Origin of the sequence: Sphingomonas morindae (genome assembly GCF_023822065.1) — a bacterium.
Lineage (GTDB): Bacteria > Pseudomonadota > Alphaproteobacteria > Sphingomonadales > Sphingomonadaceae > Solisphingomonas > Solisphingomonas morindae.
Map to the genome: position 1 here is coordinate 3,077,157 of NZ_CP084930.1, position 13,718 is coordinate 3,090,874.

General features: G+C 71.1%; 13 protein-coding genes. 9 read left to right on the plus strand and 4 right to left on the minus strand.

Annotated elements, in window-relative coordinates:
* Position 1: 1 nt before the first annotated feature.
* Positions 2–760: a molybdate ABC transporter substrate-binding protein gene (gene modA, locus LHA26_RS14970; RefSeq protein ID WP_252166380.1), complete on the minus strand. Its 759-nt coding sequence runs from the start codon at positions 758–760 to the stop codon at positions 2–4.
* 130 nt (positions 761–890) lie between these two features.
* On the opposite strand from modA, the gene LHA26_RS14975 reads away from it, so the two are divergent.
* Entirely contained in the window at positions 891–1,586 is a 696-nt protein-coding gene (locus LHA26_RS14975) for an aspartate/glutamate racemase family protein (protein WP_252166381.1), read from the plus strand.
* Positions 1,587–1,638: 52 nt separating this feature from the next.
* Positions 1,639–2,547, plus strand: coding sequence for a LysR family transcriptional regulator (locus tag LHA26_RS14980; RefSeq protein ID WP_252166382.1), 909 nt, complete (start codon positions 1,639–1,641; stop codon positions 2,545–2,547).
* Positions 2,548–2,660: 113 nt separating this feature from the next.
* Here the strand turns inward: LHA26_RS14980 and LHA26_RS14985 are convergent, their stop codons facing one another.
* Complete coding sequence (locus LHA26_RS14985; RefSeq protein WP_252166383.1) at positions 2,661–2,879, minus strand: hypothetical protein; 219 nt, start codon at positions 2,877–2,879, stop codon at positions 2,661–2,663.
* A gap of 180 nt (positions 2,880–3,059) precedes the next feature.
* On the opposite strand from LHA26_RS14985, the gene LHA26_RS14990 reads away from it, so the two are divergent.
* The 5 genes from LHA26_RS14990 to LHA26_RS15010 all read left to right on the plus strand — a co-directional run bounded on the left by LHA26_RS14990 (position 3,060) and on the right by LHA26_RS15010 (position 6,824).
* Entirely contained in the window at positions 3,060–3,269 is a 210-nt protein-coding gene (locus LHA26_RS14990; RefSeq protein WP_252166384.1) for a hypothetical protein, read from the plus strand.
* Positions 3,270–3,446: 177 nt separating this feature from the next.
* The gene (locus LHA26_RS14995) at positions 3,447–3,815 is read left to right on the plus strand and encodes a CsbD family protein (RefSeq protein ID WP_252166385.1); all 369 of its coding nucleotides are present in this window, start codon (positions 3,447–3,449) and stop codon (positions 3,813–3,815) included.
* Positions 3,799–5,337, plus strand: a complete 1,539-nt coding sequence (locus tag LHA26_RS15000) for a helix-turn-helix transcriptional regulator (RefSeq protein WP_252166386.1) — start codon at positions 3,799–3,801, stop codon at positions 5,335–5,337. The genes LHA26_RS14995 and LHA26_RS15000 overlap by 17 nt, the downstream gene beginning before the upstream one ends.
* A 130-nt stretch (positions 5,338–5,467) precedes the next feature.
* Positions 5,468–6,349 (plus strand): hypothetical protein, encoded by an 882-nt coding sequence (locus LHA26_RS15005; protein WP_252166387.1) that lies wholly within the window; start codon positions 5,468–5,470, stop codon positions 6,347–6,349.
* A 100-nt stretch (positions 6,350–6,449) separates the two neighbouring features.
* Positions 6,450–6,824 (plus strand): hypothetical protein, encoded by a 375-nt coding sequence (locus tag LHA26_RS15010; protein ID WP_252166388.1) that lies wholly within the window; start codon positions 6,450–6,452, stop codon positions 6,822–6,824.
* On the opposite strand, the gene LHA26_RS15015 is transcribed toward LHA26_RS15010, so the two are convergent.
* Both LHA26_RS15015 and LHA26_RS15020 read right to left on the minus strand, forming a co-directional pair.
* Positions 6,825–10,010: an efflux RND transporter permease subunit gene (locus tag LHA26_RS15015; protein WP_252166389.1), complete on the minus strand. Its 3,186-nt coding sequence runs from the start codon at positions 10,008–10,010 to the stop codon at positions 6,825–6,827.
* Entirely contained in the window at positions 10,010–11,326 is a 1,317-nt protein-coding gene (locus tag LHA26_RS15020) for a TolC family protein (protein WP_367890749.1), read from the minus strand. Before LHA26_RS15020 ends, LHA26_RS15015 begins: the two co-directional genes overlap by 1 nt.
* Before the next feature lie 132 nt (positions 11,327–11,458).
* On the opposite strand from LHA26_RS15020, the gene LHA26_RS15025 reads away from it, so the two are divergent.
* Both LHA26_RS15025 and LHA26_RS15030 read left to right on the plus strand, forming a co-directional pair.
* Positions 11,459–12,136 carry a response regulator transcription factor gene (locus tag LHA26_RS15025; RefSeq protein ID WP_252166390.1) on the plus strand — a complete coding sequence of 226 codons (678 nt, stop codon included), beginning with the start codon at positions 11,459–11,461 and terminating at the stop codon, positions 12,134–12,136.
* Positions 12,114–13,472, plus strand: a complete 1,359-nt coding sequence (locus LHA26_RS15030; RefSeq protein WP_252166391.1) for a sensor histidine kinase — start codon at positions 12,114–12,116, stop codon at positions 13,470–13,472. Before LHA26_RS15025 ends, LHA26_RS15030 begins: the two co-directional genes overlap by 23 nt.
* The last annotated feature ends 246 nt before the right edge of the window (positions 13,473–13,718 follow it).

Consider the following 13,718-nt stretch of genomic DNA (forward strand, 5'->3'; position numbering starts at 1 on the left):
GTCAGCGCGGGGTGAAGCCGAAGCGGGCGAACAGGGCGCGGCCCTCGGCGGAGATCAGGAAGCGGCGAAAGCCTTCGGCCTCGGCGCCGGCGCCGCCGGTGAGGCGCGCGACCGGATAGGTGATGGGCGGATGGCTGGCGCCGGGAAAAGTGGCGACCAGCCGCACGCGCGGATCGGCGCGGGCGTCGGTTCCATAGACGATGCCGAGCGGCGCCTCGCCGCGATCGACCAGCGCCAGCGCGGCGCGCACGCTATCGCCCGGCACCACGCGCGCCGCCACGGCTGGCCACACGCCCAGCCGCACCAGCGCCGCCTTGCCGTATTTGCCGGCGGGGACGGCCTCGGGATCGGCCATGGCGAGCCGGCCCGGGCCGAGCGCGCGCAGCAAGGGGAAGCCGGGCCGGATCGTAAGCCGCACCGGCGAAGCCGAGGGCGCGACCAGCACCAGCGTGTTGGCGAGGAAGCTGACGCGCGTGCCCGGCGCGACATGGCCATGGCGCTGCACCTCGTCCATCCACGCCTCGTCGGCGGACAGGAAGAGATCGGCCGGCGCCCCCGCATCGATCTGGCGGGCCAGCGCCGACGAGGCGGCGAAGGACAGGATCGGCCGGGCATGGCCTTTGGCGGCATAGGCATCGGCGGCGGCGCTGAGCGATTCCTGCAGGCTTGCCGCGGCCAGCACCAGCGGCGGCCTTTGCGCCGCGCCGGGCCGGGCCGCGAGCGCGAACAGCAGGGAGAGGAACAGTGCCGTGCGGCGCATCGCCATTCTCGCTCTCGGGCGGCCAACCATATTCCTCGCTATACAGAGGTGGTGCCGCCTGTCACGGCTGGATTTGCCGGCGGGCGTTGAATCTGGGAGGTTTCCTGCTCGGCGCGGAGGAGGCGACACGATGCGGATGATCGGGCTGATCGGCGGCATGAGCGCGGAAAGTTCGGCGGAATATTATCGGATGCTCAACCAGGGGGTACGGGCGCGGCTCGGGCCGACGGCCTCGGCGCGCTGCCTGCTCTGGTCGTTCGATTTCGCCGAAATCGAGGCGCTCCAGCATCGCGGCGACTGGGACGCGCTGGCGGCGCTGATGGTGGACGCCGCGCGCCGGCTGGAGGGCGCGGGGGCGGACCTGCTCCTGCTCTGCACCAACACCATGCATCGCGTGGCACCCGCCATCGAGGCGGCGGTGGCGCTGCCCTTCCTCCACATCGCCGATCCCGCCGCGGCGCAGATCAAGGCGGCTGGGCTCCACCGGGTCGGCCTGCTCGGCACTGCGTTCACTATGGAACAGGATTTCTACACGCGCCGCCTCGCCGAGCGTCACGGACTCGACGTGCTGGTGCCCGAGGCGGCGGATCGCGCCGGCGTGCATCGCATCATCTATGAGGAGCTGGTCGCCGGCACCGTCCGGCCGGAGTCGCGCGAGGTCTATCGCGCGGTGATCGCCCGGCTGGTGGCGCGGGGCGCGCAGGCGATCCTGCTCGCCTGCACCGAGATCATGCTGCTCGTGCGTCCCGAGGATAGCGCGGTGCCGCTGTTCGACACCGCCGCCATCCACGCCGCCGCCGCCGTTGAGGCCGCCTTGGCGCCCTGACGGGCGGCGCCAGGCGGGTGACAGCGGCGCCCCGCATGGTGCACAAGGGGCCATGGTCGTCAGTCGCGCGGATCTTGCGGATTTCACCTATTTTCTCGCGATCGCGCGGCACCGCAGCTTCCGCCGCGCGGGGCTCGAGCTTGGCGTCAGCGCCTCCGCGCTGAGCCATTCTCTCAAAGCGCTCGAGGGCCGGCTGGGGGTGCGGCTTTTCAACCGCACCAACCGTTCGGTGACGCTGACCGCGGCCGGCGACGAGCTGCTCGGCGCGATCAGCCAGCCCTTCGATGCGATCGGCGCGGCGGTGGAGGCGCTCAACCGCTTCCGCAGCTCGCCCACCGGCCGGGTGCGGCTGAACGTGGTCGCCGATGCCGGGCCGCTTCTGCTCGCGCCGGTGCTGCCCGAATTCACCGATCTCTACCCGGATATCGAGGTGGATATCGTCGCCAGCAACCGCATGGTGGATGTCGTCGAGGACGGGTTCGATGCCGGCATCCGCTATGGCGGCACCGTGCCCGAGGATATGATCGCGCAGCGTCTCTCGGCCGATGTCCGCTGGGTGGTGGCGGCCTCGCCCGCCTATCTTGCGCGGTTCGGCACGCCGCTCGTGCCCGAGGATCTGCGCGATCATCGCTGCCTCGGCATCAGACTCGGCGACGACCGCATCTATCGGTGGGAGTTCATGGGTCGGGCCGGCGAATATGCGCTGCCCGTGCCGAGCCGCATCCTGTGCGACGAGACCCGCGTGATGCTGGATCTCGCGCTGCGCGGCGCCGGGCTGATGTATGGCATCAAGAGCCTCTGCGCGCCCTATCTGCGGAGCGGCGCGCTCCAGCTGGTGCTGGAGCCCTTCGCCACCAGCGGCCCGGGCTTCCACATCTATTATCCCAGCCGCCGTCAGCTGCCGACGGCGCTGCGCCTGCTGATCGATCTCATCCGCGCGCGCCAGCCCGCGGGGCTGTAGGCCGATCCCGGCGCGCGGGGCGCCCAATGCCCGGCGGGCCGGCGTGGCGGCGATCCGGCGCGGCGCGGATCCACCCGATTTCGGGCGAGGCCGCGCCGCGCCGGTGCGTGGGCTCAGGCGCCGTGCGGGGCGGCGGCGGCCTGTCGGCGCGCCGCGACCTTGGCATGGTGATGGCCCACGGCGCAGCCGATCGCCGCGCCGGCCACGGCATGGCCCTTGCCGACGAAATGGCCGCCGACGCCGCCCACCGCCGCGCCTTTCAGGCACCCGGCGGCAAAGGCGGGGCTGGCGGCGGCGGACAGAAGCAGCGCGGCGGCAAGAACGGTCTTCATCACAATCTCTCCTCGAAGGAGAAGGAGGAAGGCGGCTCGGGCCGCTTTGTTCCGGCCGGCGGACTAGTCCTCTTGCACCATGCGAAGGGTAGCTAGTGACCATGGCGGGCGCGGGCGCGCCATCCTAGATTCCGGTTCCGCTGGCCGCGCCTGCGCGGTGTGCGCCCGGAGGGGATGATAATGGTATATGACGCTGAAGAAGAACGGAATTACTTGCTGCAGCGCAGTCAATATCATCGTCATCGCGCAGCGGAGACGAGCGATGCAGGTCAGTGCGCGCTCCATCTGCGGTTTGCCGAACTCTATCAGGCGCGGGCGGAGTCGGTTTCCGTAGTAAAAGAGGATGCGATCGTCTTGGAAGCCGAGCGGGAACCGGGAAAGCTGATATAGGTTATCGGCTCATCTTCGGCGGCCGTTCGGGCGCGGTACAGTAAAGGCCAGCAGGATGGAGCGACCGGTCGGGCTTTCGGTCCGTATCCCGCCATCATCCGCAGTGCGGCCGCTTCCGTGCTGCGACCGCTATCGCGCGCGGCCCATCCACTTCATCCCCACAGCAAAGGTAAGATCATGAATAAGAACGAGCTTCATGGAAATGCCCGCTATGTCGGCGGCAAGGTGGAGAAAGCCATTGGCGATGCCGTGGAGAGCCGCGACTGGCAGGTGGACGGCGTGGTCGATCAGGTCGCCGGCAGCGCCGAGCATCTCTATGGCCGCGCCCGCACCGTCGCCAAGGATGCGCTCGACAGCGCGCCCGCGCTGGTCGACAGCGCCAAGGAACGGCTCGAATCCGCCGCCGACGCGGTGCGCGACGGCGCGAAGCGCGGTGGCCGGCTCGCGCAGGAGCGGCTCGGCGACACGCAGGTCGCCTGGCTGATCGGTGCGGCGGCGCTCGGCGGCTATGCGCTGAGCTGGCTGGTGCATGGCCGACGCGCCTGATCGTCTCTCCATGGCATCGTCGCTCAGGACGCTGCGCGAGACCGTCGACCTGCGCCATCTGCGCCAGATCATCGGCGGTCTCGACGAGGGCGTGATCCTCATCGATCCGGATGAAAGCCTGCTCTGGGCCAATGCGGCCGCGCTGCGCATGCACGGGGTGGATCGGCTCGAGGCGCTGGGCGGCGATGTCCGTGGCTATCGCGCGCGCTTCAACCTGCGCTACCGCAACAACCACCCGCTCGGCGCGGATGCCTATCCGATCGAGCGGGTGGTCGCGGGCGACCATTTCTCGGACGTGGTGGTCGAGGTGGCGCGGGCCGATGATCCCGCGGAGCAATGGGTGCACCAGGTGCGCAGCCTCGCGCTCAACGACGGGGATGACGAGCCGCCCGCCTGCCTCGCGCTCATCATCCAGGATGTGACCGCGCGCTTCGAGGCGGAGGAGCGGTTCGAGCAGTCCTTCCACGCCAATCCCGCCCCGGCGCTGATCTGCCGGCTGGGCGATCTGCGCTTCGTCAAGGTGAATCAGGGCTTTCTCGAGATGACCGGGTTCGAGCGGGACGCCATTCTCGGCCGCAGCGTGTACGAGGTCGACGTGCTGCGCGCGGCCGAGAAGCGCAGCCTCGCCACCGAGCGGCTGGCCGAGGGACGCACCATCCCGCAGATGGAGGCGGAGCTGGCGCTGCCGGGCGGCGACACGAAATTGGTCATCGTTGCCGGCCAGCCGATCGAGCTGGACGATCAGCCCTGCATGCTCTTCACCTTCGCCGATCTAGAGCCGCGCCGCAAAGCCGAAACCGCGCTGCGGGCGAGCGAGGAGCGCTTCACCCGCACCTTCCAGATGGCGCCGGTGGCCATGGCGATCGGCACGCGCGACGGGCATCTTCTCTGCGAGGTGAACGCCAGCTTCGTGGCGCTCACCGGCTTTGCCCCGCGCGAGATCATCGGCCGCTCGCTGCTCGACGCGCATCTCTGGGCGGATGACAGCACCGGCCGCGCGATCGACATCGCGCTGGCCCAGGGGGCGTTGCGCGGCCACGAGGCGCGGATCCGCACCCGCGAAGGCGGCCATATCGATTGCCTCGTCTCCACCGAGGCCTTTCCGATCGGCGAGGCGGCATGCCTGCTCTGGGCCTTTCAGGACATCACCCAGCGCAAGGCGACCGAGATGGAGCTGGTCGGCGCGATCGAGGCGGTGATGAAGGATACGAGCTGGTTCAGCCGCTCGGTGATGGACAAGCTCGCCCGGCTGCGCGCGCCCCGGCCCGAGGCGGCGGGCCCTTCGCTCAACGATCTCACCCCGCGCGAGCGCGAGGTTCTCGGGCTCATCTGCCGGGGGCTGGACGACAAGAGCATCGCCCGCGCGCTGCGCCTTTCCACAAACACCGTGCGCAACCATGTCGCCCGCATCTACGGCAAGATCGGCGTGAACCGGCGCACGGCGGCGGCGGTGTGGGCGCGCGCGCGTGGCTTTGGCGAGGAGCAGCCGGCGCCGGGCCGGCCGCACGAGGCCTCGGCCTGACCGCGCGCCGGCGCACCATTCTGATCCCTTAGCCGATCGGCGCCCCTCCGGCGCCCGTCCGGCGGTCCGCACCCACCGGCATGGCGCCGGGCGGGGCGGATGACTTTTGCCTTTCCAAGGAGGACTAATCATGGCGACCCGTTATCCCTTGTCCGACACCGCGTCTGAGGCGGTGATGGTGCCGCGCGGCGCGGCGCGCCTGTCCTGGGGCGCGATCCTCGCGGGCGTGGTGCTCGCGGTGGCGATCGAATTGCTGCTCGGCATTCTCGGCACCGGCATCGGGCTCTCGATGGTCGATCCCGTCGCCGGCAGCACCCCGGGAGCGGCGGGCTTCGGCATCGGCGCGGGGCTGTATTGGCTCGTCACCACCATCGTCGCGCTGGGGGCCGGCGGCTATGCGGCGGCCCGGCTCTCGGGCGCGCAGGCGCGGTTCGACGCGATCGCCCATGGCCTGACGCTTTGGGGCGTGACGCTGCTGCTCACCCTCTATCTGCTCACCTCGGCGGTGGGCGGGCTGATCGGCGGCGCCTTCCGCACCGTCGGCGCGGTCGCCGGCGCGACCGGCGCGACGCTGGGCGCGGCGGCGCCGCAGGCGGCGAGCATCGCCGGGATCGATGAGGCGGATATCCGCGATGAGGCGGCGGCCTATCTCTCCGATGCGCCGGCCGATCCCGCGCAGATGACGCCGCAGCAGGCGCAGGCGGCGATCGCCCGCGCGCTGCCCGCGATGGCGCGGGGCGGGGCCGAAGGCGCGCAGGCCGAGGCGCGGATCGTCGACATCGTCGCCGCGCAGCGCAAGATCAGCCATGACGCGGCCCAGGCCCAGGTCACCCGCGCCAAGGCTGATTTCCTGAAGACCAAGGAGGAGGGAATCGCCCGCGTGAAGGCCGCGACGAACAGCGCCGCCGGGGCGGCGGCCGGCACCTCCTTCCTGCTGGTGGTGGCGCTGCTCGCGGGCGCGATCGCGGCCGGCACCGGCGCCAGCGCGGGCGTGCGCCGCACGCGCCTCTGAACTCTGGCCAATCCGGGCGGGAGCGGCACCTAAGGGTCGCTCCCGTCTTTCCCCGACTCGGCGATCCGTCTAGCTTTTGGGTACAAGAGCAGGGGAGCGGATGGTGAGCGGCTGGTACCGGATCGAGGTAGAACGCGCCCAGGACCTGGTCCGGCTGACCTTGGGCGGCTTTTTCGAGGAAGCCGAGATCCGCGCGCTCTCCGTGGAATTTCTGGCCGCGACGCGCCAGCTGGCGTGCGGGCCCAATCGCCATCTCACTTTGTGCGACATTCGCGGGCTCAATATCCAGGGCCAGGATATCGTCGCCGCCTTCGGGCAATTTGTCGGCAATCCGACGGTGCGATCCCGCCGCCTCGCGCTTGTCACCGCTCCCAGCCTGGCGCGGCTGCAGGCGAAGCGCCTCACCCAGGCGCGCGACGATGTGGCCTTTTTCGATGAGGAGAGCCGCGCGATGGCGTGGCTGCTGGGCGCCTGATCAGGCCTCTCGCCGCGCCGCGCGGCGTTCCACCCAGGCATAGAGGCTCGGCAGCAGCACCAGCGTGAGCAGCGTGGAGGTGAGGATGCCGCCGATCACCACCGTGGCGAGCGGGCGCTGGACCTCGGCTCCCGCGCCGGTGGCGATCGCCATCGGCATGAAGCCGATCGAGGCGACCAGCGCGGTCGAGAGCACGGGCCGCAGCCGATCGCGCGCGCCCTGCCGCACCGCCGTCTCCGCCGGCAGCGGCGCGCCGTCGCGGCCGTCGCGCAGTGCGTTGATATGGTCGATCAGCACCAGCCCGTTGAGCATGGCGATACCCGACAGGGCGATGAAGCCGATCGCCGCGGTGATCGAGAAGGGCATGCCGCGCACCCAGAGCGCCAGCACGCCGCCCGTCACCGCGAAGGGGATGCCGGTATAGACGATCGCCGCCTCGCGCACGCTGCCGAGCGCTGCGTAGACGAGCAGGAAGATGAGCAGCAGCGCCGCCGGCACGACGATCGCCAGCCGCCGCTGCGCCGCCTCGAGCTGGTGATATTGGCCACCGAACTCGATACGGTAGCCGGGGGGCAGCGTCACCTGGCCAGTGATCGCCGCCTGGGCGCGGCGGACATAGCCGGCGAGATCGCTGGTCGAAAGATTGACCATCAGCGCGGCGCGGCGATTGCCGTCGTCGTGCAGGATCGGCTCGACCGTGCGGGTCCAATCCAGCCGCGCGACGCGGCCGAGCGGCACCAGGCCCTGATCCCCGACGCGCAGCGGCAGCGCGAGGATGGCGCGCGGATCGTCGCGCAGCCGCTCGTCCAGCCGGATCACGATCGCATGGCGCGCCGGGCCGTGCGGGATGAAGCCCACCTCGGCGCCCGCCAGCGCCTCGCGGATCGCGTCATTGGCGGCCTGGGTGCCGATGCCGAGCCGCAGCAGCGCGTCATGATCGAGCGTGACGACGAGGCTGCGGGGGCGCCCCGAAGTCTCGAACTCAACGCTCTCGGTGCCGGGCAGCTTCGCCAGGATCGCCTTGGCACGGGCGGCGGCGCGTTCCAGCACATCATAATCGTCGCCATAGATCTTGACCGACACATCCGCGCGCACGCCTTCCAGCATCTCGTTGAAGCGCATCTCGATCGGCTGGGCGAACTCGAAAGTCTGCCCGGCATAGACGCGCTGCGCGACCTTCTCGATGCCGGCGGTCAGCGCGGCCTTGTCGCGCGGCTTGCCCGCGCCCTGCGGCCATTGCTTCTCGGGCGCGTAGAAGATGTAGAGATCATTCTGCTCGGGCGGCATCGGATCGGTCGCCACCTCGCTGGTGCCGATCCGCGAAAAGACGTGGGTGATCTGCGGATAGGCGCGGCGCAGGGCGATTTCGGTGGCCTGCTCGATCGCCAGGCTGCGCTCCAGCGACATGCCGACCGGACGATAGACCATGGCGGTGATCGCGCCCTCGTCGAGCTGGGGCGTGAATTGCGATCCCAGCGACCGGAATACGAGGCCGGTGCCCGCGAGCAGCGCCAGCGCCGCCAGGACGAGCAGCAGCGGATGCGCGAGCGCCCGCTCCAGCAGCGGCGCGTAGAGCCGGTCGGCAAAGCCGATCAGGCCCTTGCGATGCTCCGCCGGCGCCTCTCGCGCGGGCGCGTGCAAAAGCCAGGCGGACAGCGCGGGCACGATGGTGAAGGTCCAGATCAGCCCGGCGCCGATCGCCAGCATCACCGCCTGCGCCATCGGATGGAACAGCTTGCCCTCGACCCCGCCCAGGCTCAGCACGGGCACATAGACAAGGCCGATGATGGCGATGCCGAAGAAGGTGGGCCGCGCCACCATCGCCGCCGCGCGCGCCACGATGGCGCGGCGCGTCTCGATGTCCGGCTGCGCCTCGGCATCGGCATCGGTCTCGGCTTCGGTGTCGCCTTCCGCGCGGTGTTGCGCGAGCAGCCTCAGGCTGTTCTCCACCACCACGATCGCGCCATCCACGATCAGCCCGAAATCGAGCGCGCCCAGGCTCATCAGATTGCCCGAGACGCCCGCCGCATGCATGCCCGAGACGGTGACGAGGAAGGCAAGCGGGATCACCAGCGCCACGATCAGCGCCGCCCGCCAGCTTCCCATCACCACCAGCAGCACCAAGGCGACGAGCAGCGCGCCCTCGCCGAGATTGCGCTCCACCGTGTGGATGGTGCGATCGACCAGATCGGCGCGGCTATATTGGCGATCGATCCGCATCCCCTTGGGCAGCGCGGCCTCGATGCCGGGCAGCGCCTGCTCGACCCGGAGCGCGGTGGCGCGGCTATTCTCGCCCACCAGCATCATCACCGTGCCCAGCACCGTCTCGCGGCCATTCTGGGTGGCGGCGCCCTGGCGCGGCGCCGCCCCGCGCACCACGGCGGCGACATCGCGCACCTGGATCGGCAACACGCCGCCGGCGAATTTGACCGGGATGGCGGCGATCTGCGCCGTCGTCATCACCCGGCCATCGGTGCGCACGGTGAAGCGCTCGGCGCCGCGCTGGATGATCCCGCCCCCGGCATTCTCGACATTGCGGCCCACCGCCGCCGCCAGCTCGCCGGCGGTCAGGCCGTGCGCGGCGAGGCGCGCCGGATCGGGCTCGACGACATATTGCTCCTCGAAGCCGCCATTGGAATTGACATCAGCCACGCCCTCGACGCTCCGCAGCATCGGCCGCACCGTATATTCCTGCGCCTCGTACAGCTCCATCAGCTGGCGCTGCGGATCCATGCCCGGCGGCGGCCGCGCCCATTCGAGCGTGTAATAGTAGATCTCGCCCAGCCCGGTGGTGATGGGGGCGAGCTGCGGCGTGCTGCCCGGCGGCAGCTGCTCGCGCACCGCCGCCAGCCGTTCGGTGACGAGCTGGCGCGCCTTGAGCTGATCCGTGCCATCCTTGTAGAGCAACGTGACCTGGCTCAGCCCCGTCTTGGTGAGCGAGCGCGTCTGGTCGAGCCCGGGTTGGCCGCCCATCGCCCGCTCCACCGGCAGCGTCACCAGCCGCTCGATCTCCTCCGGCGCCAGCGCGGGCACCTGCGTGTTGATCTGCACCTGCACGCCGGTGATATCGGGAATGGCGTCGATCTCGAGCGTCGCGAAGGCGTAAAGGCCCAGGGCCGCGACCAGCGCCGTCACCACCGTCACCGCGAAGCGATGATGGGTGACCCAGTGGAGCCAGCGTTCCATCAGCGATCCAGCGCTTCGCCGCCGTTCAGCGCGCGCAGCTGGAGCAGCGCTTCCAGCGCCTGGCGGCGGGTATCGAACAGCGCCGTCATGGCCTGGATATAAGCTTGTTGCAGCTGGGTGTAGGTGGTCAGCGGAATGGCGCCGAGCCGGTAATGCCGATCCGCCTCCGCCGCCGCCGTGGCGAAGCGCTCGGGCGTATCGGCCGACCAGCGGGCCAGCGCGGCGCGGCTCGCCTCGTAGCGGGCGGCGGTGTCGAACACGTCGCGCGCGATCCGCCGCTCGGCCGCCACCAGGCTGGCATCCGCCTGCGCCTGGCGGCCCTGCTCGACCGCCACATCGCCCGCCTGGCGGTTCCACAGCGGCAGCGTCGTGGACAGACGGACGCCGTAATTGGTCTCGCGAATGTCGGAATGCGCCTGATCGGCATAGGGGCCGACGCCAAGAATGGGGATGCGCGCCTTGCGGGCGAGATCGACGCGCAGGCCCTGCTGCTCCAGCTGCGCGCGCAGCGACAGCAGCTCGAAATTGTGCGCGGCGGCACTATCGGCCAGCGCCGCGCCGCTGGGGAGATCGGGCAGGCGCATATCGGGGCGGATGATGCGGATGCGGGCGGAGAAGGGCGCGCCGCGCAGCTGGTTCAGCTCGTGCAGCTGCATATTGGCATCGGCATCGGCGGCGGCGGCGCTCTGTTCGGCGGCGATCGCGCCCGCCTGGAGCGCCACCGCCTCCAGCTGCGGCGCCGGCCCGGCCGGATCGCGCGAGACCACCACCCGCGCCAGCGTGCGCATCCGCTCCGCCACCTGCCGCGCCGCCGCCGCCTTCTCGTCCGCTGCGAACAGGCCATAGCCGAGCGTGCGGGCGCGCGCCGCGAGCGTCGCGTCGAACTGGGCGAGGCCGAGCCGCGCGAGCGCGACCTGGCGATCGGCGATCGCGCGGCGTAGCGCGATGCGCCCGCCAAATTCGAGCGGCTGCACCACCGACACGGCATAGCTGCGGCCCTCGCCCGTCAGCGCGCCGGTGGTGCGATCATTCGCGCGCCGCTCGCCAAATTCCACCACCAGCTCGGGATCGGCCCAGCGCCCGGCGGCCTGGCGCTCGACGCCGGCATAGTCGATCTGCTGCTGGTAGAAGCGGCGTTCGGGATTGTTGGCGATGATGTCGCGGGTGAGCGCATCAAGCGACAGCGCCGGGCCGTCGCCGGGCGGGGGCGCGGGCTGGGCGACGGGGGCATCGGCGCGCATCCCGTCCTGCGCCGCCGCGGGCGTCGACAGCGGCACGGCGAGGGCCGCGATCGCGATCCAGGCGCTCCAATGCATCACCCGCGACACTCCTTCACCTTGCCGACCCGGCGTAGCGGTGCGCGCCACCGGCCGTCGAGTAAAAGGGAGTTCATTGTTTGAACTCCTATTCAGTTGACGGCGCCCCCCGGCGGCGGCGAACACCGGCGGGTGACGCGGATCCTGCTCATCGAGGACGATGCCGGCACCGCCGACGAGATCCTGCTGGAACTCGCCGCCGCCGGCCATGGCGCCAGCCACGCCACCACGCTGGCGGACGCGGCCGCGCAGGTGCGCGGCGGCGGCTTCGATTGCCTGATCCTCGATCGCCAGCTGCCCGATGGCGAAGGGTTGGCCCTGCTCGGCGCGCTGCGCGCCGAAGGCGTGCGCCTGCCCGCGCTGGTGCTGAGCGCGCTCGGCAGCCTTGACGATCGGGTGCGGGGCCTGCGCGCGGGGGGCGACGATTATCTCGCCAAGCCCTTCGCGCTGGTCGAGCTGATCGCGCGGGTGGAGGCGCTGCTGCGCCGCCCCAACGAGACGCGCGACACCCGGCTGATCGTCGGCCCGCTCGATCTCGATCTGCTCGGAGGCACCGCCAGCCGCGCCGGCCGGCCGTTGGACCTGCTGCCGCGCGAACTGAAGCTGCTCGACTATATGGTGCGGCGGCCGGGCCGCATCGTCACCCGATCGATGCTGTTGCAGGATGTGTGGGGCTATAGCTTCGAGCCCAACAGCAATGTGGTGGACGTGCATATGGGCCGGCTCCGCCGCAAGGTGGATGGCGCGGGCGAGACGCCGCTGCTGCGCGCGGTGCGGGGCCAGGGCTATGTCTTCGATCTTGGCGGCTGATCCGCGCGCCCGTGCGGGCTGGCGCTGGGGCGCGGCGCTGGCGGCGATGCTGGCGATCCAGTCGCTGGCCTTGGCGGCGGTCTTCTGGGTGCTCGCCAATGGCGCGCATCGCCGCGCGCTGGAACATGGCCTCGTCGATGACTGCGCCTTCTTCGCGCTCACTCCGCCCGGCGAGCGGGTGGAGGAACTGCACGAGAAGCTGAGCCGCGATGTGCATCGCGAGCGCTTTCTCGGCCTGTTCGACGCGCGCGGCGCGCTGATCGCGGGCAATATCGCGCACCTGCCGGCGGTGCCGCGCGGGGCGCGCTCGATCGTTACCGAGGTCGAGCCGACCGAACTGCCGGGGACGCGCCGCGACACCGCGCGGGTGACGGTGTGCCGGCTGCCGGACGGCACAAGGCTGCTCGCCGGGCGCGATCTCGACGATACCGAGGAATCGCTGCGGCTGGTTGGCCGGTCGCTGCTGCTCGGGCTCGGCCCGGGCCTGGCGCTGGCGCTCGGCTTCGGGTTGATCGCCGGCCGCCGCGCCGCGCGCCAGGTGGATACGGTGCGCCGGCTGGCGGAGCGGATCGTCTCGGGCGATCTCGACCAGCGCCTGCCGGTGCCCGCCCGGCCCGACAGCTTCGGCCTGCTCTGCGCCCATATCAACACCATGCTCGATCGCATCCAGCTGCTCGTCGCGGATGTGCGCGGGGTGGGGGACGATATCGCGCACCAGCTGCGCACGCCGCTCACCCGCCTGCGCGCGCGGGTGGAGCGCGGAATGCGCGACGCGGCGGATCGCCAGGCCTTCGCGACGGTGGCGGAGGCGGCGCTCGCCGATGTGGACGCGCTGCTCGGCATCGTCGCCGCGCTGCTGCGCATCCGCGAGCTTGAGGATCATCAGCGCCGCAGCCGCTTCGCGCCGCTCGATCTCGCGGGGCTGGTGGAGGATGCCTGCGATCTCCACCGCCCCAGCGCGGAGGATCGGGGGATCGCGCTGCGCTGCCAGATCGCGCCCGTGCCGGCGGTGGAGGGCGATGCCAGCCTCGTCGTGGAGGCGATCTCCAACCTGCTCGACAATGCCATGAAGTTCGGACCGCCCGGCGGCACCGTCACGGTCACGCTGGCCCCGCATGGCGGCGGCGCGCGGCTCAGCGTCGCGGATCAGGGCGCGGGGGTACCCCCCGCCGAGCGCGCGCTCGTCACCCAGCGTTTCTACCGGGGGCGGCGCGATTGCGCGGGCGCCGGGCTGGGCCTGTCGCTCGTCAAGGCGATCGCCGATCTGCACGGCTTCGCGCTCAGCTTCGCCGACCGCGGAAGCGCGGTGCGCCTCGACTGCCCGGCGGCGCGCTGAGCTGGCGGCGCTCAGCCGATGCTGTTCGTGTGCGGGAAGAATTGCGCCCGCATTTCCACCTCCGGGCGGATGGTTTGTGCCGCGAGGCGCTGAAGGGTGACTCCGGCGGCACCAATCCGGCACGGGTAGTCGGCTTCAGCCGCGCTGGAAGCTTGAAGCGACGCGATCTTCGGCAAGGAAAGGGGCAGCAGAGCGCGCGGCGGCGGCGCTTTTGGGCGGCGTTCGGGCGAAAGTCGGGCGGCCCAG